The organism is Bradyrhizobium sp. LB8.2 (genome assembly GCF_040548035.1).
GTDB lineage: Bacteria > Pseudomonadota > Alphaproteobacteria > Rhizobiales > Xanthobacteraceae > Bradyrhizobium.
Genome location: NZ_JBEPQV010000006.1, coordinates 182586 through 207154 on the forward strand (window position 1 = coordinate 182586; position 24569 = coordinate 207154).

A 24569-nucleotide genomic window follows, 5' to 3' on the forward strand; every position below is an offset into this window, starting at 1 on the left:
ACCAACGTGGCATCCGCGATCCAGATCGTCGCGGCATCCAACGTCATCATCGCTACACCCGACATACTGAAGGCTTCCACGCCACCGTGCCGGCAGCGTGGCGGATCAGCATGGGGGACGGGCAGAACCTGTTCCGTGATTAGGGAGACCAAAATCGCGTGCTGCGCGAATTACTCCTTCACCGCCCCCGTCAGGCTGGAGACGTAATACTCGACGAAGAACGAGTAGATCAATGCCACCGGCACCGAGCCGAGCAAGGAGCCGGCCATCAGCGAGCCCCATTGATACACATCGCCCGTGACCAACTCGGTCAAGATTGCCACCGGCACCGTCTTGCGGTCAGTGCTCTGGATGAAGGCAAGCGCGTAGATGAATTCGTTCCATGACAGGGTGAAGGCGAAGATCCCGGCCGAGATCAGCCCTGGCACCGCGAGCGGCAGGGTGATCCGCTTCAGAATCTGCAGCCGCGAGGCCCCGTCGATCAGTGCGCATTCTTCCAGCTCATACGGGATCGATTTGAAGTAGCCGATCAGGAGCCATGTGCAGAACGGCACCAGGAAGGTCGGGTAGGTCAGCACCAGCGAGATTGGGTTGTTGAACAGCCCGAACTGGAAAATCATTGTCGCCAGCGGAATGAACAGGATCGTCGGCGGTACCAGATAGGCGAGATAGATCGCCAGCCCGACATGTTGCGCGCCTTTGAATCGCAGCCGCTCGATCGCGTAGGCCGCGAGCACGCTCGCCGCCACAGACAGGAAGGTGGATGCGACGGCGACCGACATGGTGACCAGCAGCCAGCGCGGATAGTTGGTGTGGAACAGCAGCTTGTCGATGTTGGCGAGCGTCGGCGAGTGCACCCAGAACGGGCTGAACTTCGCATAGTCATACATCTCGTAGTCGGGTTTGAGCGCGGTGATCGTCATCCAGTAGAACGGAAACAGCAGCAGGATCACGAACAAGGCGAGCGGGATATAGAGCGTCACCACCCTCTTGGCCTGCGAATCCCACGACGGCCTTTCGGGCTCGTCCTGTACCGCGCGGGCGAGCGGCCCGGGCTCTGTGGCGTCGGTGATCGTATCAGTCATTGCCGGCCCCCTGCTGCCATTTGCGTCGGCCGACGCCGTAGAAGCATAGCAATGTCGCCACGATCAGGAACGGGATCATCGCAACCGCGATCGCCGCCCCTTCGCCCAATTGCGACCCCGGGATGGCGCGCTGGAACGCGAGCGTCGCCATCAGATGTGTGGTGTTGAACGGCCCGCCGCGGGTGATCGCATAGACCAGCTGGAAGTCGGAGAAGGTGAACAGCACCGAGAGCGTCAGCGCCACCGACAGGATCGGCATCAGGAGCGGCACGGTGATGCGGCGGAATCTCTGCCAGCCGTTGGCGCCATCCAGCAGGGCCGCCTCGTAGAGTGTGGGCGAGATGGTTTGCAGCCCGGCCAGGAGCGTGATGGCGACGAACGGAATTCCGCGCCAGATATTGACCACCACCAGCGACCCGCGCGCATTCCACGGCGCGCCAAGAAAGTCGATATAGGTGCTGCGCAGGTGCAGCACGTTCACCAGCAGATAGGAGATGATCGAGAACTGCGGGTCGTAGATCCACCACCACGCGATCGCCGACAGTACCGTCGGCACGATCCACGGCAGCAGCACGATCGCGCGTATGAAGGCGCGGAATGGGATGTAGTTGTTGAGCAGCATCGCCAGCCACAGCCCGAGCAGGAACTTCCCGCTCGTCGCGACCACCGTGTACATGATCGTGTTAGTCACCGACATCCAGAAGATCGGGTCTTGCGACAGCGAGATGAAATTCTGCAAGCCGATGAAATGGCCCGGCTGGCCGATCGTCGCATCGGTCATCGACAGCCACAGCCCGAGCCCGAGCGGATAGGTGAGGAAGATCAGCAGCAGCCCGGCCGTCGGCAGCATGCACAGTGTGACCAGGAATGCCTTGTTGTCGAACATCCGGGTCAGCCAGCCGTCTGGGCGGCGGATAAACAGCCGCTCGGCCGTGTTCGCGGTCGCGTCCATCACTCCTCCCTTCGGGGTCGATCCCCGCAACACGGAGGGGCGGCGACGCCGCCCCCCGCTCTCGCAGCTTCACTCGAGGGCCGGGGCCGCCGCTCCGCTGAGGTTGAACGTCGGCCTCTGCACCCCGCCGCTACCCGTAGTACCGTTGGGCCTGACTCGCCGCCAGCTTGACCGCCGATTCTGGCGATGCGGCGCCGGACGCGACCGACGCGAACATGTCAACGACGGTATAGTTCGCCGCGACGGCGCTCGAAGCCGGGCTGATCGGTCCCTTGTAGCCATCGTAGAACTGCGTATCCATCGCGCCGCGGAAGGCCTGCAACCGCGGATTTTCAGTCCAGAACTTCATCTTGGAATAGGCATCGAGCGGCTCCGACCAGTAGCCGAGGCAGGCCGACAGCCACGGCCCGTACTGATCCTTCTCCATCATGAAGCGAACGAAATCCTTGGCCGCGTTCGGGTATTTGGTGTGCTTGAACACCATCGCGCTCAACACCAGCGCCGATTCGGGCGTCGTATGCGCCATCCCCTTCGGCGCCAGTTGGAAGAAGGTGTCCTCGGCAATCGCCTGCTGCGCCTCGTTGGGCGAGAACCGGTTGGCGAAGTAGATCGACACACCGTTGAAGGTGAGGCCGATCTCGCCGGCGGCATAGGCCTTGTTGTTACCCGAATCGTTCCACGACAGTGTGCCGGGAATGAAGGTCTTCTGCAGCCGGGTCGCGTATTTCAGAGCCGCGACCGTCTCCTTCGAGTCAATCGCCATCTTGCCCTCCTCGTCGACCAGATAGGCGCCGTGGGTCCACAGCAGCCAGTTGGCGAAGGCGTTGGCGTCACCGACTGCATGGCCAAGTGACGCGCCGGCCGGATGCCCGGCCTTCTGCAGCTTCTCGCACAATGTCAGAAAGCCTTCGAGATCATCGGGGATCTTGCTGTAGCCGGCTTCCTTCACCCACGACACGCGATAGGCGCACGGACCCGAACTGCCGCCCATCGGGATGCCGATCCAGTCCTTGGTGCCCCATTTGGTGCCGTACAACTTGGCCAGATTGTACCAGCCGCCATACTTGGTGCCGAGATACTCGGCCAGGTCCGACATGTCATGGACCTTGGAAGCATAGATCTGCGGGTCGGAGCCAAAGCCCACGATCATATCTGGCCCGGCGCCGGTATTGGCGGTCACTGCCTCCTGCGGGCGCATGTCCTCCCAGCTCAGGAAGCTAGTCTTGACATCGATGCCGGTCGCCTTGGTATAGGCGGCGGTATTGATGTTCCAGTATTTTTCGTCGGCGGCGACGAACTTTGCCGGCCGTAACACGCTGAGCGTCGCCCCCTTCTCCAGCTTGTACTCAAGCTGAGTGACACTCTTGGTCGGCACGTCATCGACGGCGGCTTGGGCGCGCCCGGCGCCGAGGATCGGTATCGACGCGGCTGCCAGTCCCAGCGCCAACGATTCTCGCCGTGTGAATTCCACCATTTCCTGTTTCCTTCCCTTGCTCGTTATCCGGCCCGCCTCCAGCGCAGTGTCGCGCCGAACCGGCCCGGTGCTCAGCGGCCACGCGGCCGTGGCGCTCCGCCGTCAACCGCCCTCCATCCGCTGATGATTGCCGGCGTCGAACAGATGCACGCTCGCCGGATCTACCGCGATTTGGATGGTCTCACCCGGTCGCGCTGCGACCCGCTCGCGGAACGCGCAGATGATCGGCACACCAGCGAAGCGCGCCGTCACCTGGGTTTCCGACCCGGTCGGCTCGATCAGGCTCACCGTCGAGGGCTGTCCGTCGGGGCTCAGCTGGAAGTGTTCGGGCCGGATGCCGTAGATGATCGGTCTCCCGTCGGCGCCCTCGGCTTTCAGCGATTGCGGCAGCGGCAGCGCCACCCCATCCGCCGCCCGGAACGCCCCGCCGTCGATCCGCCCTTCGAGAAAATTCATCGCCGGCGAACCGATGAACCCCGCCACAAACATGTTGCGCGGCCGGTCGTAAAGATCGAGCGGCGCCCCGATCTGCTCCACATGGCCATTGTTCATCACTACGATCTTGTCGGCCATCGTCATCGCCTCAACCTGGTCGTGGGTGACATAGACCGTGGTCGTGGTCAGCCGCTGGTGCAACTCCTTGATCTCGGTCCGCATCTGCACCCTGAGCTTGGCATCGAGGTTTGACAGCGGCTCGTCGAACAGGAACACTTGGGGGTCGCGCACGATCGCCCGCCCCATCGCTACGCGCTGGCGCTGCCCACCGGAAAGCTGGCGCGGATAGCGGTTGAGATACTGCGCGAGGCCAAGAATCTGCGCTGCCCGCGCCACCTGCCGGTCGATCACGTCCTTCGGCGCCTTGGCGAGGCTGAGCGCGAACGCCATGTTGTCGCGCACCGTCATGTGCGGATAGAGAGCGTAATTCTGGAACACCATGGCGATGTCACGCTCTTTCGGCGCCACGTTGTTCACCACCCGCTCGCCGATCGCGATCTCGCCCGAACTGACGTTCTCGAGCCCTGCGATCATCCTGAGCAGCGTCGACTTGCCGCAGCCCGATGGCCCCACCAGAATCGCGAACTCGCCATCGCCGATCTCGACGCTGACGCCGTGCAGAACCTCGGTCGTGCCAAAACGCTTGCGCACATCGCGGATGGAAACGGTGGCCACAGTAGCTCCTTCTGCCACGTCTGTCCCGGTCATTGCCTCGGGCCGTCGCTGCGACCTGACCAGATTTCTGCCGGAGTCGTTATGAAATCCCGAACCGTCGATCTCTGTTACCGCTATCAAAGCCGGCACCGACAAGATAACGGCTCTCGCGTGTAAGATCGCCCTGCGTCAGCGCGGTCTCGTTGGCGTCCGGTTGTAACGCGAAGCGTGCCCAAGAGTTGCTCGGTGCAGCGCTAGACTAAAGTTTGCTGAAGCATTCGACGCGGGCGCAGGTGACGCGATCGCTCCCGAGCGAGGCAGCGCGCGCCTTCTGCGCTTGCTCCGCGCACCGAATTTCTCGTCCGGTGGCAAGCGCTGGACTGAATCTCTACACGCCTGATCGAGGCGTGCTTCGTTCCGGTTGTCTCCGGAGGAATGGCAGAACCGAATCTCAAATCCTGCCAACGGCATCACCGGCCGCCGGGAGTTGCGAAGCGCTCTGCTCGGCCCGGCGGGAATGATCCGTCGCGATCAACAGATAGACGGCCGGTACCACGAACAGCGTAAAGAGCGTCCCGATCGAAAGCCCGCTCGCGATCACGAGCCCCATGTTGAAACGGGATACGGCGCCGGCGCCGCTAGCGAGGATCAACGGGACGACGCCAAGCACCATCGCCGCCGTCGTCATCAGAATGGGACGCAGCCGGATTCCAGCGGCCTGCTCGATCGCCTCGCGCTTCGACACGCCGCGGCCCTGCAGATCATTTGCAAACTCCACGATCAAGATCGCGTGCTTGCTGATCAGGCCCATCAGCGTCACCAGGCCGACATCCGTGTAGATGTTCAGCGATGCCCCGCCGACGCCAAGGCTGACGACAATCAGCGCGCCCGCAATCGACATCGGCACCGAGACCAGGATGATGCATGGATCGCGAAAGCTTTCGAACAACGCCGCGAGCGAAAGGAAGATGATGACGATCGCAAATCCGAAAGTCTCGACGAAGCCGGAGGATTCCTGAATATATTGGCGCGACAAGCCGCTGTAATCGACCGTATAGCCCTCCGGCAACGTCCTCGCGGCCAGGGTCTTGAGAAACTCGAGCGCGTCGGCTTGCGCGACGCCGGGGGCCGCCACGCCCTGGATCGTGGCGCTGTTGAGCTGCTGAAAATGATTGAGCGTCTCCGGCACCGTCTTGGTGGTGATGTGCGCGATCGTCGACAGCGGAACGGGAACGCCGGAGATGCTGGCCACGTAGTAGTTCAGCAGTTGATCCGCATTGAGGCGATAGCGGTGTTGCACCTGGGGGATCACCTTGTAGGAACGCTGGTCAAGGCTGAAGTAGTTCACGTAGCCGCCGCCGAGCATCGCCGTCATGGCGCTGCCGACATCGCTCATCTTGAGCCCTAGCTGCGCGGCCTTGTCACGATCGATCTCCACCACCGACTCGGGGTTGTCGATCTTGAGATCGGTGTCGAGGAAAATGAACATTCCGCTGTTGATCGCGGCAGAGAGAAACCGCTGGGCGGCATCGTTTAGCCGTTCGAACGGGTCCGTGGTCTTGATCACGAATTGAACCGGCAGACCCTGGCTGCCCGGCAACGGAGGAAGCTGAAATGCCGCAATCCGCGCGCCGGCAACCTCGTCGAGCCGCTTCTGAACGATCGGCTGGAGCTCGTTGCTGGTCCGCGAGCGCTCGTCCCAGGGCTTGAGCACCATTCCCGCGACGATCCTGCTCGGCGAATTGATCTGGAAAACATGATCCGTTTCCGGGTACTCCTTCATGATCTGGAACACTTGCTTGGCGTACAGCACCTTCTGCTGCAACGTTGCGTCCGGCGCGAGCGTCGAAGACGTGACAACAACACCCTGATCCTCCTGCGGCGCGAGCTCGCTCTTGGCGCCCGTATAGAGGAAATAGATGCTGGATAGCACGAGGAGAGCGAAGACCGATGTCACGGGCAGATAGTCTAGGCTGTTGTGCAGCCGCTTCAGATAGAAGCGGTGTATGGCCTCGAAGGCGCGATCGATCAGCCTCGAGAGCTTCTCCTGCCAGCCATGTGTTGCGCTTGGCGGTTTCAAGAGGCGCGAGCCCATCATCGGCGACAGCGTCAAGGCGACAACTGCCGATATCGTCACGGTGCCGACAAGGGTAAACGCGAACTCCGTAAATAACGCCCCGGTCAACCCGCCCTGAAACGCGATCGGTACGTAGACCGCGATCAATACGACGGTCATCGCGATGATCGGACGGCCAAGCTCGCGCGCCGCGGCCATCGCAGCGGCAAGGGACGTTTTGCCCTGCTCGAGATGACGGTTGACATTCTCGACGACGATGATGGCGTCATCGACGACGAGCCCGATCGCAAGCACCAGCGCCAATAGCGTCAGGAGGTTGATCGAAAAGCCGAGCGCCAGCATGATCGTGAAGGCGCCGACCAGGGACAGCGGGATCGCGACCATCGGGATGACGACCGATCGCAGCGAGCCGAGAAACAGGAATACGACGATGTTGACGATCACCAGGGCTTCCACGAGCGTCCACGCCACGTCGCCAATTGCCGCGTGCACAAAATTAGTCGAATCGTAGACGATCTGGCCATGCAGGCCGTTGGGCAGCGCCGCGTGGATGGCGGGGAAGATCTTGTGCACGCCCGCGATGACATTGAGCAGGTTGGCCGCGGGCGCCACCTGGATGCCGATATAGACCGCGGGCTTGCCGTCAAAAGCGACCTGAGTCTCGTAACTGTCCGCGCCAAGCGAGACGTTCGCAACGTCCTTCAACCGCACGATCGCGCCACCCGCCTGCTTCACGATGAGATTGGCGAATTCGCTTTCGGTATGCAGGCCGGTCGATGCGGTCAGGTTGATCTCGACCATCCGTCCCTTGGTGGTTCCAAGTCCTGAAATGTAGTTGTTTTGTGCCAGCGCGGTCGAAACATCGGTCGCGGTGAGGCCGTAAGCGGCGAGCTTCTTCGGGTCGAGCCATGCCCGCAGGGCAAAATTCTGAGCTCCAAGGATTTCCGCGGTCTGCACCCCCGGCACCGCCTGCAGCTTGGGCTGCACGACACGGGTGAGATAATCGGTGATCTGATTGCGGGCCAGGACGTCGCTGTCGAAGCCGAGATACATGGCATCGATGGTCTGACCGATCTGTACCGTGAGCATCGGCTGCTGCGACCCAGACGGGAGTTGGTTGAGCACCGAGTTGACCTTGGTATTGATCTCGGTCAGCGCTTTGTCCGCATCGTAGTTCAGGCGGAGATAGACGGTGATCGTGCTGACACCGCTCGCGCTTTGCGAGCTCATATAGTCGATGCCGTTTGCCTGCGCGATGGCGGTCTCCAGGGGCGTGGTGATGAACCCCGCGATCACATCCGCATCGGCGCCGTAATAGGTCGTTGTTACGGTGACGACCGCGTTCTGCGTACGAGGATATTGCAGAACCGGCAGCGAACCCATGGCACGCAAGCCAAGTGCCAGGATCATCAGGTTGACCACGGTGGCGAGAACGGGCCGGCGAATGAATAGATCGGTAAAGCGCATGGGCGAGCCTCATTCTTCCGAGACTTGCGGATTGGCGCTGAAGGGAATGCTGATCTTGTTATCGATCTTGACGGGTGAACCGTTGTGGAGCTTGTTCTGCCCCGCGCTCACCACGACGGCGCCGGGCTCGACCCCGGTCAGGACCGCGACCTGGTCACCTCTCGTGTCGCCGGTCTTCACGAACACCTGCTGAGCGACGTACTTCTTCTCTCCACCCTTCTCTGCCTCCTCTTTGACGACGTATGCGATGTCACCATAGGAGTTGTAGTAGATCGCCGTCTTCGGCAGCGTGACGTAGTGCTGCGGCGCGCCCACGTCGATGTCGACTGTCACAAACATCCCGGGCAGCAGCTTCTCGTCGGGATTGCCGAAAGTCGCCCGGACCTGGACGTTCCGGCTCGCCGTGTCGACAAGCGGGTTGATCGCCAGAATCTTGCCGGTGAATTTCAGGTCGGGATAGGTGTCGACCTTGGCCGTAACCACCTGCCCGCCCCTGATTTCTGCAAGCGCCTGCTGCGGCAGATAGAAATCGACGAAAATCGGATCAAGCTGCTGCAGCGTGACGATCGGGGTACCCGGCGCGATGTACTGGCCGAGGTCGACCTGCCGTATGCCGAGCCGGCCCGAGAATGGCGCGGTAATCGATTTGTATCCGATCAGCGCTTGCTGCTGCGCGACCTGCGCCTGGTCGCTCTTTAGCGTCGCCAGGTCCGTGTCGGCGGTCTGCTTGCTGACCGCGTCGGTCTTCAACAGGTGGCTGGAACGGTCATAGTTGAATTGCGCGAGTGCTTCGGCGGCCCTGAGACTTTGCAGATGAGCGACGTCGTCGGCTGCCTCGAGTTCGACCAGCAGCGTTCCCTTCTCGACCTTCGCGCCGGATTGGAAGTGTATGGCCTTGACGATGCCTGGCACCTGCGCGCTGAGGTCCGCTCCCTTTTCCGCCCTTGTGCTGCCGACGGCCTCCAGCCGCTTCTGCCAAGGTTGCGTTGCGGCCGTGATGGTGGAGACCGTTTGCGGGGGATTGCGCAAGCCGGCAATCGCTTTTTGTATCATTCGCGCCTTGAAGGCTTGAAACCCGAAGATCGCCGCGAAAGCCGCGGCGACCAGCGCCAACATGATGACCATTCGTCGAAACATCGGGGAGCCTCGGGTAATGCGATGAACATCCGATAACGCGCGTGCGAGCCGTCGGGTCTCAACATCTCGCGAGTTTGCGTGCGAACGCATCGACTGTCGCCTAGATCTGTCTGATCGAGCCGAATTCGAAATTGGAATTCGGCGGGTTCTCGCCGATGCGCAGCATCGTGTCGCTGAGGAAGTGGTGCGGAGGAACCGGCAGATTATAGGGAGCCGGGACCCCGTGATAGACACGTCCGGCGAGATCATATTTGGAGCCGTGACATGGACAGAAATAGCCGCCTGGCCAATTCGGTGCAGGCGACGTCGGATTCGGTTGCGGTTCAAATATTGGAATGCAACCGAGATGGGTGCAGATGCCGATCACGATCCCGAACTCCGGCTTGATGGAGCGATGCCAATTCTTCACATAGGGCGGCTGCTGTAATTCGGATGATTGAGGATCGGCCAACAACGCCAGCAGTGCAGGATCCCTGAGTCTCTTCACTGCTTCCGGCGTGCGGTGGGTGACGAATACAGGTCGGCTGCGCAAGCGAATCACTACCTGCTGGCCCGGTGCGACCTTCCCGAGATCGAGCTCGACCGGGCCCCCTGCCGCCAGCGTCGACGCATCCGGATTCATCTGACTGATGAAAGGGACGATCGATGCCGCGGCGCCGATAGCACCGAAGGCGGCGGTTGCTATGTAAAGAAAATCACGACGCGTCGACTTCTCGGATGGAGCAGCGGTTGCGATGGACTCTGATTCGGTCATGACGGGTTCCTGTATCGACACGGCGCGAACGGCGTAGCCGCCGCGCGCGCCCGAAGTTGAGCAGTGCCCCGAGGATTGAATGGACCGGTTCAGGCGCCCGCGCCACGCAAAGGCGCAGTTGCAAACAACCAGCGCTGATTATCTGGCGTCGCTTTCGTGCGTGTCCAGATTGGCAGACCCGCTCTGGTCTGTTCTCAACGATTGTTGAACGCGCGCCTCGCCAGGGCACAGGCGCTCCTCTCAACTTCAGAAGCAAGGACGTCTCAGCCGAAAGGCTAACGGAACGGGCGGGCGATCGATGTGTTTTGTCCTAACTAACAGAGGTGCGCAGAACAAGGCAACGAGCTTCAAACGAAGCACTGGTTGCCCGCCGATAGTTTCCCCGCCAAAGCATCACTGGAACACTGACAGTAGCTCCTGCTTTCGTCCGCGAAGAAATCAACCGACATCGGCGCACCTCACAAAGGAGGTTCCCATGTCAACTATCACCACCAGTTCTGAAACCACATTCCAGGAAGCCGCAACGTACGGCGGAGTAGTCGATGCGATCGGCGGCATTGCTACCGTCATTCTGGCAATCGTAGCGTTGTCGGGTGTGAATCAATCCATGCTGGGCGGCATCGCAACCATCGTCTTCGGAGCGGCGCTGCTGATACAAGGCGGCACCATGCTCACCGAGTACACAAAGCTGACCGTGCCGTCCGGCATGGCCGGTACAGTCGAAGAGTTCACAGGAGGCGGTGGACTTTCGGCGCTGTTCCTGGTCGGAGCAGCCGGCATCGTGCTTGGCGTGCTCGCCCTGATCGGCATCTCATCACAGACGCTCACCGCGGTCGCGGTGATCGGCTTTGGGAGCGCGCTGCTTCTGAGCAGCAATTCGGTGTGGCATCTCTACCGAGCGAAGCAGGCTTGTTACCGGTCCGCCGCCCCGCGTACGATCTGGGGAGCCGAATTCCTTGCCAGTGAAATGGCCTCCGGCTCGGCGGTTTTGCAGTGCCTTTCGGGTCTTGCCGCGATCGTGCTCGGTATTCTCGCGGTAACCGGAACGAATCCGGGCGTACTCTCGCTCGTGGCGCTCCTGGTCCTCGGAGCCACCGTGCTCTTGACCGGGAGTACCCTGACCAGTGCCGTCATGGGGTTCATGGACCCCTCGGTCGCGCGTACTGCACGAACCTGGTCGCAGCCGTCGAATGCGACGGAATGACCACGCCAAACAACGCTAGCTGAAGACGAAGCAGCGGTGCCGCCACTGCTTCGTCGTTTGGTCGGAAAGAACCATCCACACGTTCAAGAGCTATTTTGCCGAACCGGTCTGCATTGTCGTCTTGACCAATCCGCACGTGCCTTTCTCCTCGGCCAACGGCCGGAACGCCTTGTCAGCCGGAATTTTGTCAAGGACCTTGAAATAGTCGTAGGCGCCCTTCGATTCGGCTGGCTTCTTGACCTCGACCAGATACATGGCATGGACGGCCCGGCCATCCTCGCGAACCATGGTGTCTCCGAATAGCGGATCGTCATACCGCGTCGCCTTCATCGCCTCGACGACCTTCATTCCGTCTGTGGCAGAACCGACCTTGGCGACCGCCTCGAGATAGTGAAGCACGGAGGAATACACTCCGGCCTGAACCATGGTCGGATATTTGCCGCCGTCGAGGCCGGCAAAACGCTTTGCGAATGCTCGCGTCTTGTCATTGAGGTCCCAATAGAATGCGGTGGTCAGCGTTAAGCCCTGCGCAGTCTGTAAACCGAGGGCATGAACGTCTGTCAGGAAGACGAGAAGTCCGGCCAGCCGCTGTCCACGCTGGACAACGCCGAACTCAGCGGCTTGCTTGACCGCGTTGATGGTGTCGCCACCGGCATTGGCTAGCCCGATGACTTGCGCCTTCGAACCCTGAGCCTGCAGCAGATACGAGGAGAAGTCGGCTGTGTTCAGGGGATGGCGCACAGCGCCGAGCACCTCGCCGCCCGCCGCCTTGACAACGGCCGCCGTATCGCGTTCCAGCGCATGGCCGAACGCATAGTCCGCGGTAATGAAGAACCAGGTCTTGCCGCCCTTGCCGCCCTTCCGCACAATGGCCTCTCCAGTGCCGTGCGCGAGCGCCCAGGTATCGTAGGTCCAGTGCACGGTGTTCGGCGAGCACTGCTTGTCCGTCAGGTCGGAATCCGCAGCGCCCGAGATCAGAAACGCCCCGTTCTTTTCCCGCGTTACATTGCTGACGGCGAGCGCCACGCCAGAGTTGGGCACGTCGGCGATTGCGTTCACGTGATCCACATCGTACCACCTGCGGGCAATCGCCGATCCAACGTCGGGTTTGTTCTGATGATCGGCGGAAACGATCTCGACCTTCATGTCGTGGCTGGCCGGATTGAAATCCTCGACCGCCATGCGGGCTGCAATGACCGAGCCCTGCCCGCCGATATCGGCGTAGAGCCCGGACATGTCACTGAGCACGCCGAGTTTGACCGTTACCGGCGCTTTGTCAGGTTGTTGCGCTCGGGCGGATGCGGCGCAGAGCGCAATTGCCAGAGAGGTAGCCAATACGATCGATGCACGCATGTTGGCATGTCCTTTGAACTTGATCGCAAGCCGCGGCCTGCGTTGCCCCGTCGGCGCCGTCCAGCTTAGCGCCCTGCTCTTCGGCACGCTTTGATCCTCAATATTGATCTGGATCAATTGCGTCAGCCGCAATCGCGGGCGCCCGCGGCCCGCCCAGGTGATAGCTGTTTCAGCGCACAAAGCTGACTTATGCCGCCGCGACCTCGGACCTCGCGGGGACTCTTGCGCGCAAGCCAGCAAAAGCGCGAACAGATGCGACTATCGGAATTGCAACGTTGGTGCATCGGACCTTGAACTTTAGTCCGTACGGCAAGTGAATCGAGCAGGTGCGCGGATCAGGCGCGGAACTGTTCCCGGCATCGACGAATTTACAATGACCACACCGGACGCTCGCGTCGCCGACGCCTCGGGTGACTTCCTGTTATCTGCCGTGAGCCGATGAAATAGCCATGATCAGCGCAGCAACTGCAAACATTGTTGACTTCTGTGCTGGCCACAAATTGGCAATCATCGTTGTCGGAGCCCTTCTTCTGCTGGGCAGCGCAACGTTCGACGCTCTAACGTTCTCGGTAAATACCGACGTCGAGGCGCTGATCTCCCAAAATCTCCCCTGGCATGAGCGTCAAGTTGAGTTGAACGAGGCTTTTCCACAACGAGCGATCTCCGTCGTTGTGACAGCGCCGACACCAGAGAATGCCGAGATTGCAACAGACGAATTGGCGCAAAGGCTATCGAAAGACCCGGACCTGTTCCAAAAAGTGGGACAACCTGAGAGCGGAGAGTACTTCGAGCGCAATGGTTTGTTGTTCAACGACCCCGCGGACATCAAGAAAGCCATGAGCGGATTGATCGGCGCCCGCCCGATCCTGTCAAACCTCGCCGCCGATCCAAGCCTGCGCGGCATCATGAAATCGCTGTCGTTTTCGGCTGAACTCGTCCAATCCCGGAAAATCAAGCTCGATCAACTCGTCTGGCCGCTCTCGCTTGCCGAAAATACGCTAAACGACGTACTTTCCGGCCAACGGGCCTGGTTTTCGTGGCAGGAACTGCTGCAAGGCCATTCGTTGCCTGTCGGCCAGCGGCGTCATTTCATTGAAGTCGCCCCCAGGCTTGACTTCAGGGCGCTTCAGCCCGGAAAGGCAGCGACGGACGGAATTCATCGCGCGGCGGCAGATCTGAATCTCGGAGAAAGCCGCGACGCAACGGTGGCATTGACCGGCCAGGTGCCGATGAATGACGATCAGTTTTCGGTCATCCGCAAAAGCGCCTTGCGCGACACCCTGTCGGCACTGGTAGGCGTGCTCATCGTCCTCTGGCTTGCGCTCCGCTCCTGGAAAATCATCGCTGCGGTTTTCTTCAGCCTGGTCGTCGGGCTTGCGGCGACCGCAGCGCTTGGCCTGCTCATGGTGGGATCTTTCAATCTGATTTCGATCGCCTTCTTTGTGCTGTTTATCGGTCTCGGCGTCGACTTTGGTATCCAGTTGAGCGTACACTATCGTACCGAGCGTCACGAGCTTGGTGATTTGCGAGCGGCATTGCGGAGCGCCGCGCAAAAAGCCGGTAGTCCTCTAGCGCTGGCCGCAGCGGCGACCGCCGTCGGGTTCTTCGCATTCCTTCCGACAAGCTACCGCGGCCTCTCAGAACTGGGGCTGATTGCCGGTTTCGGCATGTTGATCGCGTTTATCTCCAGCATCACCTTGGTGCCGGCAATGCTTGCGGCGCTAAACCCTCCGGGAGAACCCGCCGCGATCGGCTTCAATGGTCTCGCGCCGCTGGATGATCTTCTGCAGCGCCATCGCATTGCGGTGATCGCAGGCACGATCATCGTCGTGTTGGGCGGCGCTCCGTTGCTCATGCGCGTGCACTTCGACTTCAACCCGGTCGATCTGCAGAGCCCGGCCTCGCCGGCGGTCATCACCTATCGCCAACTGCAGAGTGATCCTCAGACCAGCAGCAATACTGCCGAGATTTTGGCGCCCTCCCTCGGGCAGGCCGACAGCTTGGCCAAGCAACTCGGCGAGCTTCCGGAGGTTTCGCGGACCCTGACGTTGAGCAGTTTCATCCCTGGTGAACAGGACGAGAAGATCGCTCTTCTGCGAGGCGCGTCGCGAACTCTCAACCGCGTTATCAACCCTCGGGACAAGTTGCCGGCTCCGAGCGATCAGGACAACGTTGCGGCAATCCGCAACGCTGCCCAGGCCCTCAAACAAGCTGCGGGCGACACACAAGGCCCGGGCGCCGACGCCGCGCGCAATGTCTCCAGCCTGCTCGACCGACTCGCGGACGCGGACGCAGACATGCGGAGAAAGGCCGAAGCGGCGCTGGCCCCCCCGCTGACCCATGATCTCGATCGGCTTCGCAAGAGCCTCGCGCCCGAAGCCGTAAGCCTGAAAACGCTGCCTCAAAGTCTCGTCCAGGATTGGATTTTGCCGGATGGCCGAACGCGCGTTCAGGCGATACCGAAAGGCGATCCGAACGCGACTGATGTGCTGCGCCGATTCGCGGAAGCGGTACTTCGAGTTGCCCCCGCGGCCACGAGTTCGGCAATCAGTTACTACGAATCCGGAAAGACAGTTACAACTGCCTTTATCGAGGCAGGGATTTTGGCTCTGGTCGCGATCGCGATCCTGCTGTTCATCGCGCTCAGGCGCGTCACAGACGTACTGCTGACGCTCGTCCCTCTCCTGATTGCCGGCGCTGTTACGCTCGAGCTCAGTGTCGTTTGGGGCCTGGCGCTCAATTTCGCAAACATCGTCGCGCTGCCGCTGCTGCTGGGCGTCGGCGTCGCGTTCAAAATCTACTACATCAAGGCATGGCGAGCCGGCAAAACCGGCTTGCTGCAATCGACGCTTACGCGCGCGGTGGTATTTAGCGCGATGACGAATGCAGTCGCGTTCGGAAGCATGTGGGCCTCCGACTACCCGGGCATGTCAAGCATGGGCAAGATGATGGCGCTGGCGCTACTGTGCACCATGGCAGCGGCCGTTCTGTTTCAGCCGGTGCTGATGGGCCGGCCTCGGCAAACCAAGCCGCTTCCAGAGACAGACCCCCATATGTCCGAGGCGGCCCAATAGGTCGCCGCTCGACCGCCGTCGCTCTTAAATCTGGTGCGCTGCGGCCTAAGCTGACCGGAACGGTGAGCCGCGCTGGGCAGGAAGCACCGGCTGTATCCCGGCAACAACTCCCGCCCGCGTCCGCTAAACGGCTACGGGTCGCGTGCCGGCGGCCATCTCGATAACGACGCGAGGCTTTGCCGGATTGACCGGCAACTGCAAGACGCTTGCCTTCTGCCCAATGACGAGATCGGTCACCAGGATAATCCTGCCGTTTGAGAATTCCAACGCATCGCGGTGCCTGTCCGGGCTCCTGTCGAGCTGGCGGAAACGAGCCATCCGGTCTCGAACCTTCTTCTGGAACATGAATCCGCGAACACGAACGTCCTGCTCGAAGGCGATCTCGGTGCCCGGCAAGAGGCAGACCGCCACTGTCGGATCACGCGCCGACGCGAAGCCGCGCGTGGTCGTTCCTCTGAACTCAGCCGAGATCAGCGTCTCGGCAACTTCAGCCGGCCGCGAAGCGACGGCATGAAGGCTATAATCACACATGAACGAGCTCCTTTTGATAGCCCAGCCCAACACTTTTAACCCGGCCTTTGCACCCGGCGTTCCCATTGACATTGGTATACTCTTGAATGAGGCCGCACCGCCGCGGCTGAACGCGAACCATCGCCGAAACTGGAGATGACCGTGCAGCGCGCATGTGGCGCATGGCGCCGCCACGATGCGAGCGTATGTCTCAGGCACGCGCTGCAAGCAATCATCGGTTACAATTGTTGAACCAAATTGAAGAAGCCGCGTTGTCCGCCAAGGGGCGTCTCACCTCACCTTCCCTTTCCGAAGGCGAAACAACGAGGAGTAGGACGATGCGCCCTGCATTCTGGCGAGCCGCAACGGTGTCGGCTGTCGCCCTCATGGTCACAGCGGGATCCGCGCTGGCGGCTAACCAATACGATCCCGGTGCCACCAATACCGAAATCAAGATCGGGAATATCATGCCATACAGCGGTCCCGCGTCCGCCTACGGCGTGATTGGCCGCGTCGAGGCGGCTTATTTCCGCAAGGTCAACGACGAAGGCGGCGTCAATGGCCGCAAGATCGACTTCATCTCTTACGATGACGGATATAGTCCGCCCAAGACGGTCGAACAGGCCCGCAAGCTTGTCGAAGACGATCAAGTGCTACTGATCTTCAATTCCCTGGGTACGCCGACGAACACGGCCATTCGTCGTTACATGAACGAGAAGAAGGTGCCGCAATTGTTTGTGGCAACCGGCGCGACCAAATGGAATGATCCGAAAAACTTTCCATGGACGATGGGATGGCAACCCAACTATCAGGCCGAAGCCGGCATTTACGCCAGATACATCCTGAAGAACAAGCCGAACGCGAAGATCGGTGTCCTCTACCAGAACGACGATTACGGCAAGGACTACCTCAAGGGCCTGACCGATGGTCTCGGCGGCAAGGCGAAGGGTATGATCGTCTCGGAGCAGGCCTATGACATATCGGAGCCGGCGATCGACTCCGAGATCGTCAATCTGAAGGCGTCCGGGGCGGACGTATTTGTCGATTTTTCGACCCCGAAGTTCGCCGCGCAGTCAATCCGGAAGGCGAGCGAAATCGGTTGGCATCCGACGTTCTTCCTGAACAATGTCAGCGCCTCCGTCGGAAGCGTCCTGAAGCCAGCCGGCTTTGACGCTGCGCAGGGAATCATCTCGGCCGCTTACCTGAAGGATGCAACCGATCCCGAATGGAAGAGCGACAAGGACATGAAGCAGTGGAACGCCTTCATGGACAAATATGCGCCCGATGTAGACAAATCCGACGCGGCAACCGTCTATGGATATGCCGTGGCTCGGACAATGGTTGAGGTGCTCAAGCAATGCGGCAACGATCTGACGCGTACGAACATCATGAAACAGGCTGCGAACCTGAACAATTTTGACCCGGGCATGCTGCTGCCCGGAATCACCATCAACACCAGCGCGAACAACTTCTCCCCGATCAGGCAGCTTCAGTTGATCCGATTCAAGGGTGAAACCTGGCAGCGGTTCGGACCGATCATGGGTGGCGAAACCACCGGTACCTGAGGCATCTCGAACAGTCCGGCGACATGATCCTTGCAGTGGCTGGCAAGAGCGTCAGCAAAGCAGCTGACCGTCGCAACGCCCTTGCGGACGCAAAGTCTCCGACGGCAGGCACGATGTCTTGATGCAGGTCAAGACATCGGACAACACGCACTTCGTTGCCGTGCCGATCGGCCGGACACGGTGACGGGCCTGCCGTCGCGCGTTCTCCAAGCGCGGCGACACCCGGTTGGATTTTCGCGTCCGATTTTTCCGGAGCAGAACCGGACCTGCATAGGGGCCTACGAGCCTGCATAGGACCTACGAGATGGACTCGAAGACAAAGATCAACATCTGGTACATCCTCGCGGCCTTCGTGGTGTTCTCGCTTCTGCAGGGATTTTATTAGGGGAGCAAGCAATACACGGCCATTCCCTACAGCCAGTTTCAAACTCTGCTCGACGCGAACAAGATCGACAAGGTCTGGGTCGCGCAGAACAAAATCAAGGGAGTGCTCAAGCGGCCCGAAAAAAGCGGGATCAGGCAATTCGCCACAACACGGGTCGACCCGGCATTGGCGGGCGAACTCGACAAGCACAAGGTAACCTATTTCGGCGAGGCGCCGAACACCTGGCTGCCGAACATTCTTTCCTGGATACTTCCGACGCTGTTATTCTTCGGCGTCTGGATGTTCGTCGTGCGGCGCTTCGCGCAGCAGGGCGGTGGCATGATGGCGATCGGAAAGAGCCGCGCCAAGATCTACGTGGAGAAGGACACCAAGGTAACCATCGCCGATGTCGCGGGAGTCGATGAGGCCAAGGAGGAACTGAAGGAAATTGTCGACTTCCTGCGCGATCCCAGGGCCTATGGGAGGCTGGGAGCGCGAGTACCGAAAGGCGTGCTGCTGGTAGGGCCGCCAGGGACGGGCAAGACATTGCTGGCGCGCGCGGTCGCGGGAGAGGCAGGCGTCAAGTTCTTTTCGATCTTCGGTTCCGAATTCATCGAAATGTTCGTCGGCGTCGGCGCAGCCAGGGTGCGCGATCTCTTCGAGCAAGCTCGCAAGGAGGCGCCGGCGATTATCTTCATCGACGAGCTCGACGCGCTTGGCGGGGTACGCGGCGCTTATCCGTTCAGCGGTCACGCCGAGAAGGAGCAGACGTTGAATCAGCTCCTGGTGGAGCTGGACGGCTTCGATCCGACGACAGGCGTCATCCTGATTGCTGCAACGAACAGGCCGGAGATTCTCGATCCCGCCCTCCTGCGCGCCGGACGCTTCGACCGCCAGGTCCTGGTCGACCGTCCGGACAAGAAGGGCCGCATCGCGATATTGAAGGTGCACCTCAAGAAAGCCGTGCTTGCAGCCAATGTCGATCATGAAACGATTGCTGAACTGACCCCCGGCTTTACCGGGGCCGACCTCGCCAATCTTGTCAACGAAGCCGCTTTGCTTGCTACCAGGAGGGGCGGCGAAAGCGTCGAGCTTCGCGACTTCACCGCGGCGGTCGAGCGCATCATCGCCGGCCTGGAGAAAAAGAACCGTCTCCTGATCCCGAAGGAGCGGCGGATCGTGGCCTACCACGAACTCGGGCATGCCATCGTCGCGATGAGCCTGCCTGGTGAGGATCCGGTCCACAAGATATCGATCATCCCTCGCGGAATTGCGGCACTTGGTTACACGATCCAGCGCCCCACCGAGGACCGCTTCCTGATGACACGCGAGGAGCTCGATAACCGTATGGCCGTCCTGCTCGGCGGCCGCGCCGCCGAGCTGGTGTTCTTCCATCATCTTTCGACCGGCGCTGCGGATGATCTCCTCAAGGCCACGGACACGGCGCGGAGCATGGTGTTGCGCTACGGAATGGACGAGAAACTGGGCCACGTCGCTTATGAGCGTGAGCGTCCTTCGATGTTCGCAGCCCAGGATCCCCGCGGCGCCCATGGGCGCGAGTTCAGTGACGAGACCGAGCGGCTGATCGACCACGCCGTTCGTGGCCTGGTGGGACACGCGCTGGAACGCGCCGTTGCCATCATCACCTCGCGTCGCACGGTTCACGAAAGAACGGCGCAATTGCTGCTGCAGAAGGAGACGCTCGAGGAAGAGGATATCGAAGCGCTCCGCTCGCAGGTTGTCTCAGGTCATTCGCGTCGAGCGCAGAAAGGTGATGACCGGACGCAGGATGGTGAGATCGGCCACCAGTGCCAATATCATGGCAAGGGTCGCCAACCCTCCAAACAGCCGCAATGACGGCAGGCTCGAAAAGACCGTCACCACCATCCCGCAAGCAAGCACGATCGACGTCAGGATAAGCGCCGGCCCCATCAGGACGGTCGCACGCCGAACTGCGACGTCGATCTTATCGCCAAACCGCTCCTCAAGCCTCAGCCGGTTCAGGAAGTGAATGGTCGCACTCATCCCGAGCCCGAACGAAACGGTTAGCGCGACCACGCTCGCGAACTGCAATCCATCGCCAAGCGTCCAGAGCAGCGTTCCCGCCGCCACGATCGGGAATATCGCCGGCAGGAGGCTGGCGGCCATCACGCGCCACGAGCGAAATGCGAGGCCGATGAACGCAGCAACAAAGACCACCTCGACCGTCAACCCGCGATTGAGCTTCTCAATCATGATTGCGCTGTTGCGGGCAGCGATGGCGGACAGGCTGGTAACGGATATCGTAAAGCCGGGGTTTTGCGCACGGATCGGTCCAAGTGCTTTGTCGAGCGAGCGAACGATCGGACGTATCCTGCTGGCGTCAAGGTCCGGAACCCGGCCCGCGACGATGACGGCGTGTTGATCGGCGGAGATGAAGCGCCTGACCAGATATTGCGGCAGGACGTCAACGTATTGCTTCAGGGTGGCGACGTCGCTTTTTCCGACCTTCTCGGCCAGCCAGCGCCGCAGGGTCTCAAGTGACCACACATTCCCGATTCCCGGTTCGCTCTCCATCACGTGATGCACCTCCGCGATCAACTGCAAGGACTGAGGCGCATAGAGGGAAACGTCCGGAGGAAGCTGAATCATGACATTGATGGGATTTGCGCCGGTCAGCTCCGCATCCAGGCGGTCGCTTGCGGCAACAGCCTGCCCCTGATCCGGCACCTGATCTGCCAGCCGGTAGCGCGGCTGCAATTGGGCATAAACGGCGCCAAGGCCGCCGACCACCAGCAGCCCGACCAAGCTGTAGATCGCGGGACGGCTCACCATGCGGGCGGCGACCCAGCCGCAGAAGGTCCGCAAGAATTCCACTCCGAGATCGGATTTTCCCGCGCGCGCAGCAAGCGTTCCTTCGTGCCTGACAAGAAGACTCCCGAACAGCGGCACAAGCGTCAGCACCGTTACAAGCGCAATCGCCGTAGAGATGAGACCCGCCGCGCCAAAACTGCGGATGAGATCGGATTGCGAAAATTGCAGCGCAATGAAGGATAGGGCCGCCGTACCATGCGTAAGCACGCATGCGGGTCCGACTATCAGGATCGCATCGCGAAAGGCCGTTCGGCGGTCGGCGCCGGCGATCAGCCTGTCTCGCGCTGCGAAGGTGAGCTGCATGCTGTCGGAGAAGCTGATCACCATGATCAGCGGCGTCATGACATTCAGGAACAGGTTGAGCTGAAAGTTCAGCCACCCAAGCGTTCCCAGGCCCAACAAGATCGCAAGCAGCGGGGGCACGGCGGCGACAATCATGAACGACACGCGTCGGAAGAAAGCCATCGCGATCAGGCAGCCTGCCGCAAAGCCGAATGCATTGTAGATGACCCGATCGCGCTGTAGCGCGTTCCGGATCTCGAGTTGCATGACGGGGACCCCCGTCATGCTTGCCTTCAGGCTCGTGCCGGTCAGGTCATTATGAGCCGTTTGCCGTATCTGGTCGACGATGCCGGAGAGCTTCGTGCTCTGTACGGCATCGGGGTCCAGCGCAAGGACGATCAGGGTCAGGGTACCGTCCCCGGAGAGCAGCTTGTTACGAAGAATCTCATTCGACTTTATTCGCTGGACCAGTTGCTCATAATCCGCCCCCTGCGGCAGCTCGTTGGGGATCAAAGGTTCGGGCAGCTTGCCGGCCGCTGGCGGCTCGCGGGCGGAAAACAACGAGATGATGCCACGGGCGCCGTCGATCAGTTGCAAGTCGATGACGAGATTCCGCAGCTTCGCGACCGACGCGCGCTGCAGCAGCGTCTTGCCCTGAACGACGACGAGAACGTCGAATTCGCTGGAAGGGAATCTCCGCGTCTCCTGCTGATACAATCTGAACTCAGGCGTATCCGAATGGAAGAGCTGGCTGAGGGAATCGTCAATCTTGATCCGGGTGATGCCAAATCCACAGAACACCGCCAGTACGAGCGCCAGCAATCCAACCGCTCCTGGAAAGCGCAGCGATGCGAGTCCGATACGCTCGATGCCGAGGGCCAGATCGCTCGCGTGACGCTTCCACCACCTCCGCAGAGACCGGTGCCACTTAACTCGCCATTTCTCTGGGAACATGGAGGACCTCAGTAAGCCGAAGTGCGGCCATCGCCGCGCCCTGCCCTCAATTTCGTGGTCTCGGGAAATGCCGCCTTCCAGTAGCCGCCACAGGTGCGATCAACGCTCACAATATTGTCGCGGCCCCCAATATGGCTGGTAGGTGCAACCCGAAGCCCGAAACGAGTTATAGAACTCCTCACAGGCCGGAACATTACACTGCGCGGTCTGCGCTTCCGGCGGCGGAAGCGTGGGACTTTGTTCAGGGGATATGGAGGTCTCGTCTGACGATGTTGACCCTTGCGGGCTTGTTGTCGGACCCAGGCTTGCCGTCGTGGGCGTACCGGCTTGCTCCATGAAGGCTTTCCAGATCATCGCCGGCAAGGAACCGCCGACCACGCCTTTCATCGGACTATGATCGTCGTTACCGACCCAGACGCCGACAATGAGGGAGTCGTCGAAGCCGATAAACCACGCGTCCCTGTAATCCTGGGTCGTTCCGGTCTTGCCTGCCGCGAAGCTCTGCAGCTTCGCCGCATGACCGGTACCGTGGTCGACGACACCCTGCAGCAATTTGATGAGCTCGGCCTGATGTTGCCCCAAGCTGTGCTGCGATCCACCGCGACCGTCCGTGGTCACATAATTCGGCTCGTCCTGTGTCTTGATCGCCGAGATGCCCCATGGCGTCACGGGCGCCTTGCCGGCGCGAACTGCCGCGTAGGCTGCCGTCAAATCGAGGAGCGTCACCTCGGACGTACCAAGGGCAAGGCTCGGGTTGTTCTGGAGCGGCGCATGCAAGCCTAGATCGCGCGCCGCGGCAATCACCTGATCGATGCCCACCTGCTGCGACAGCCGAACAGTCGCATCGTTCAGTGAATCGGCGAATGCGTCGGCAAGGGTGACATTGCCATGGTGTTGGTGCCCGTAATTGGCCGGCTGCCAGCCATTAATGTCGACTGGCGCATCAAGAATTTCGTCCTCGGGGGTATAGCCCCGCCGGAGAGCTGCGTAGTAGTCGAACAGCTTAAAGGCAGAGCCGGGTTGCCGCCTGGCCTGCACCGCGCGATTATAACTGCTGTTTGCATAGTTCCGCCCACCCACCATCGCGATCACTGCGCCATCCGGGCGCATCGCAACGAGCGCGGCCTCACTCGCGTGCTTTTCGGCGCCATATTGGGCCAGCGTTGTCTTCACGATCTCGGCGGCCTTCTGCTGAAGTCGCGGATCGAGGGTCGTTCGGATCTGGACGGTACCGGCATGAGCCGGCGTCGCCGACAAGGCCTTCTTATAGACCCAATCGCCGAACCAGCCATTCGAAGTCGGCATGATGTTGGCTCTATTGGGCATGGCCGGATGCAGCTTCGCCATCAATGCCTCGCCTTCCGTCAACTTTCCGTTAGCTACCATCGCGTCCAGAACAGTTGCGGCACGCCGGCGCGCCGCGTCGAGATCGTGAAACGGATCGTCTTGCTCCGGCGCGTTGATCATTCCGGCAAGCATGGCCGCTTCGGCCAGATTCAAATCGACGGCACTTTTGCCAAAGTAGAGCTTGGCAGCAGCCGGAAAACCCGTTGCTCCGGATCCCAGGTAGACGCTGTTGAGGTAGCTGGTCAAAATCTGATCTTTCGTCAGATGATGCTCGAGCCAGGTCGAGATGATCGCTTCTCGGATTTTCCGCCGGTACGTCCGCTCCGGACCGAGAAAATTCGTCTTCACGAGTTGCTGGGTGATCGTGCTGCCGCCGGCGACAATCCTGCGGGCTTCAATATTCTGCCTGAGCGCCCGCAGCACGGAGGAGAGATCGAGCGGTCCGTGCCGGTAGAAACGTCGGTCTTCGATGCTCAAAACCGCGTTGATAAGGTTGGCCGGCATGTCCTTTGCCGCAACCGGCGCCAATCTCAGTTCTCCAGCATGAGGCACAATTTGTCCGCTACTCGACGCGAGCACAATGACCCGCGGCGAGGTAATCTCAGCCACCGCAGGAAAGTGGAAGCCTGCCAGGAGCCAGGAGGCTGAGCCGGTCAGGCCGACGATCGCCACCACCATGATCGCGACCGCATAGCCAAACCAGGATCGCCGAGACGGGTGCGAGACAGGTTCTTGGTTGGGATCTGCGCTCATGAAGGAACACCAGAAAAGCAAGCCGCATCGGCTCAATCGGCTCACGATCCACGCGGCTTCGTCTAACGGATTTCGCCGGAAGAACTCCCGGAGACGGCAGCTGAAGGGCTCGCGCGCGAGCAAAACGCAAATTGATGTGGGGAGTTCCAAACATCCCCCTAAAGAACGAGCGGTCACCGTCGTGCCCGTCGGAAAACGAACCGCCGATGGGATGA

The 24569-nt window shown here is 60.8% G+C and carries 14 protein-coding genes and 1 pseudogene; 4 read left to right on the plus strand and 11 right to left on the minus strand.

Features of this window, described 5'->3' with window-relative positions:
- Positions 1–170: 170 nt before the first annotated feature.
- From ABIB06_RS10510 to petA, 7 genes are all read right to left on the minus strand, one after another.
- A complete protein-coding gene (locus tag ABIB06_RS10510) occupies positions 171–1085 on the minus strand; it encodes a carbohydrate ABC transporter permease (protein ID WP_354049510.1) in 915 nt (304 codons plus the stop codon).
- A complete protein-coding gene (locus ABIB06_RS10515; RefSeq protein ID WP_502916542.1) occupies positions 1078–2037 on the minus strand; it encodes a carbohydrate ABC transporter permease in 960 nt (319 codons plus the stop codon). The genes ABIB06_RS10510 and ABIB06_RS10515 overlap by 8 nt, the downstream gene beginning before the upstream one ends.
- 130 nt (positions 2038–2167) lie before the next feature.
- Positions 2168–3511: an ABC transporter substrate-binding protein gene (locus ABIB06_RS10520; RefSeq protein ID WP_354049511.1), complete on the minus strand. Its 1344-nt coding sequence runs from the start codon at positions 3509–3511 to the stop codon at positions 2168–2170.
- A 102-nt stretch (positions 3512–3613) separates the two neighbouring features.
- On the minus strand, positions 3614–4681 hold the full coding sequence (locus ABIB06_RS10525; protein ID WP_354069036.1) for an ABC transporter ATP-binding protein: 1068 nt from the start codon (positions 4679–4681) through the stop codon (positions 3614–3616).
- A gap of 430 nt (positions 4682–5111) precedes the next feature.
- The gene (locus tag ABIB06_RS10530; protein WP_354069034.1) at positions 5112–8204 is read right to left on the minus strand and encodes an efflux RND transporter permease subunit; all 3093 of its coding nucleotides are present in this window, start codon (positions 8202–8204) and stop codon (positions 5112–5114) included.
- A gap of 9 nt (positions 8205–8213) precedes the next feature.
- Positions 8214–9341 (minus strand): efflux RND transporter periplasmic adaptor subunit, encoded by a 1128-nt coding sequence (locus ABIB06_RS10535; RefSeq protein WP_354069032.1) that lies wholly within the window; start codon positions 9339–9341, stop codon positions 8214–8216.
- A gap of 100 nt (positions 9342–9441) precedes the next feature.
- Positions 9442–10095: a ubiquinol-cytochrome c reductase iron-sulfur subunit gene (gene petA / locus ABIB06_RS10540; protein WP_354069074.1), complete on the minus strand. Its 654-nt coding sequence runs from the start codon at positions 10093–10095 to the stop codon at positions 9442–9444.
- A gap of 475 nt (positions 10096–10570) precedes the next feature.
- On the opposite strand from petA, the gene ABIB06_RS10545 reads away from it, so the two are divergent.
- Positions 10571–11299: a hypothetical protein gene (locus ABIB06_RS10545; protein ID WP_354069030.1), complete on the plus strand. Its 729-nt coding sequence runs from the start codon at positions 10571–10573 to the stop codon at positions 11297–11299.
- A 90-nt stretch (positions 11300–11389) separates the two neighbouring features.
- Here ABIB06_RS10545 and ABIB06_RS10550 read toward each other — a convergent pair whose 3' ends face one another.
- On the minus strand, positions 11390–12652 hold the full coding sequence (locus ABIB06_RS10550) for an ABC transporter substrate-binding protein (protein WP_354069072.1): 1263 nt from the start codon (positions 12650–12652) through the stop codon (positions 11390–11392).
- Between the two features lie 449 nt (positions 12653–13101).
- On the opposite strand from ABIB06_RS10550, the gene hpnN reads away from it, so the two are divergent.
- Positions 13102–15726, plus strand: coding sequence for a hopanoid transporter HpnN (hpnN, locus tag ABIB06_RS10555; RefSeq protein ID WP_354069028.1), 2625 nt, complete (start codon positions 13102–13104; stop codon positions 15724–15726).
- A 123-nt stretch (positions 15727–15849) separates the two neighbouring features.
- Here hpnN and ABIB06_RS10560 read toward each other — a convergent pair whose 3' ends face one another.
- Positions 15850–16257 (minus strand): hypothetical protein, encoded by a 408-nt coding sequence (locus ABIB06_RS10560; RefSeq protein ID WP_354069070.1) that lies wholly within the window; start codon positions 16255–16257, stop codon positions 15850–15852.
- A 365-nt stretch (positions 16258–16622) separates the two neighbouring features.
- Here ABIB06_RS10560 and ABIB06_RS10565 point away from each other — a divergent pair, with 365 nt between their 5' ends.
- Positions 16623–17801 (plus strand): ABC transporter substrate-binding protein, encoded by a 1179-nt coding sequence (locus ABIB06_RS10565; protein WP_502916547.1) that lies wholly within the window; start codon positions 16623–16625, stop codon positions 17799–17801.
- A 304-nt stretch (positions 17802–18105) separates the two neighbouring features.
- Positions 18106–20022: pseudogene (gene ftsH / locus ABIB06_RS10570) on the plus strand (ATP-dependent zinc metalloprotease FtsH).
- On the opposite strand, the gene ABIB06_RS10575 reads toward ftsH, so the two are convergent.
- Together ABIB06_RS10575 and ABIB06_RS10580 are read right to left on the minus strand one after the other, a co-directional pair.
- Positions 19909–22254: an efflux RND transporter permease subunit gene (locus ABIB06_RS10575; protein ID WP_354069026.1), complete on the minus strand. Its 2346-nt coding sequence runs from the start codon at positions 22252–22254 to the stop codon at positions 19909–19911. The pseudogene ftsH and the gene ABIB06_RS10575 sit on opposite strands and share 114 nt — an antisense overlap.
- A gap of 99 nt (positions 22255–22353) precedes the next feature.
- Positions 22354–24354, minus strand: a complete 2001-nt coding sequence (locus tag ABIB06_RS10580; protein ID WP_354069024.1) for a PBP1A family penicillin-binding protein — start codon at positions 24352–24354, stop codon at positions 22354–22356.
- Between the last annotated feature and the right edge of the window lie 215 nt (positions 24355–24569).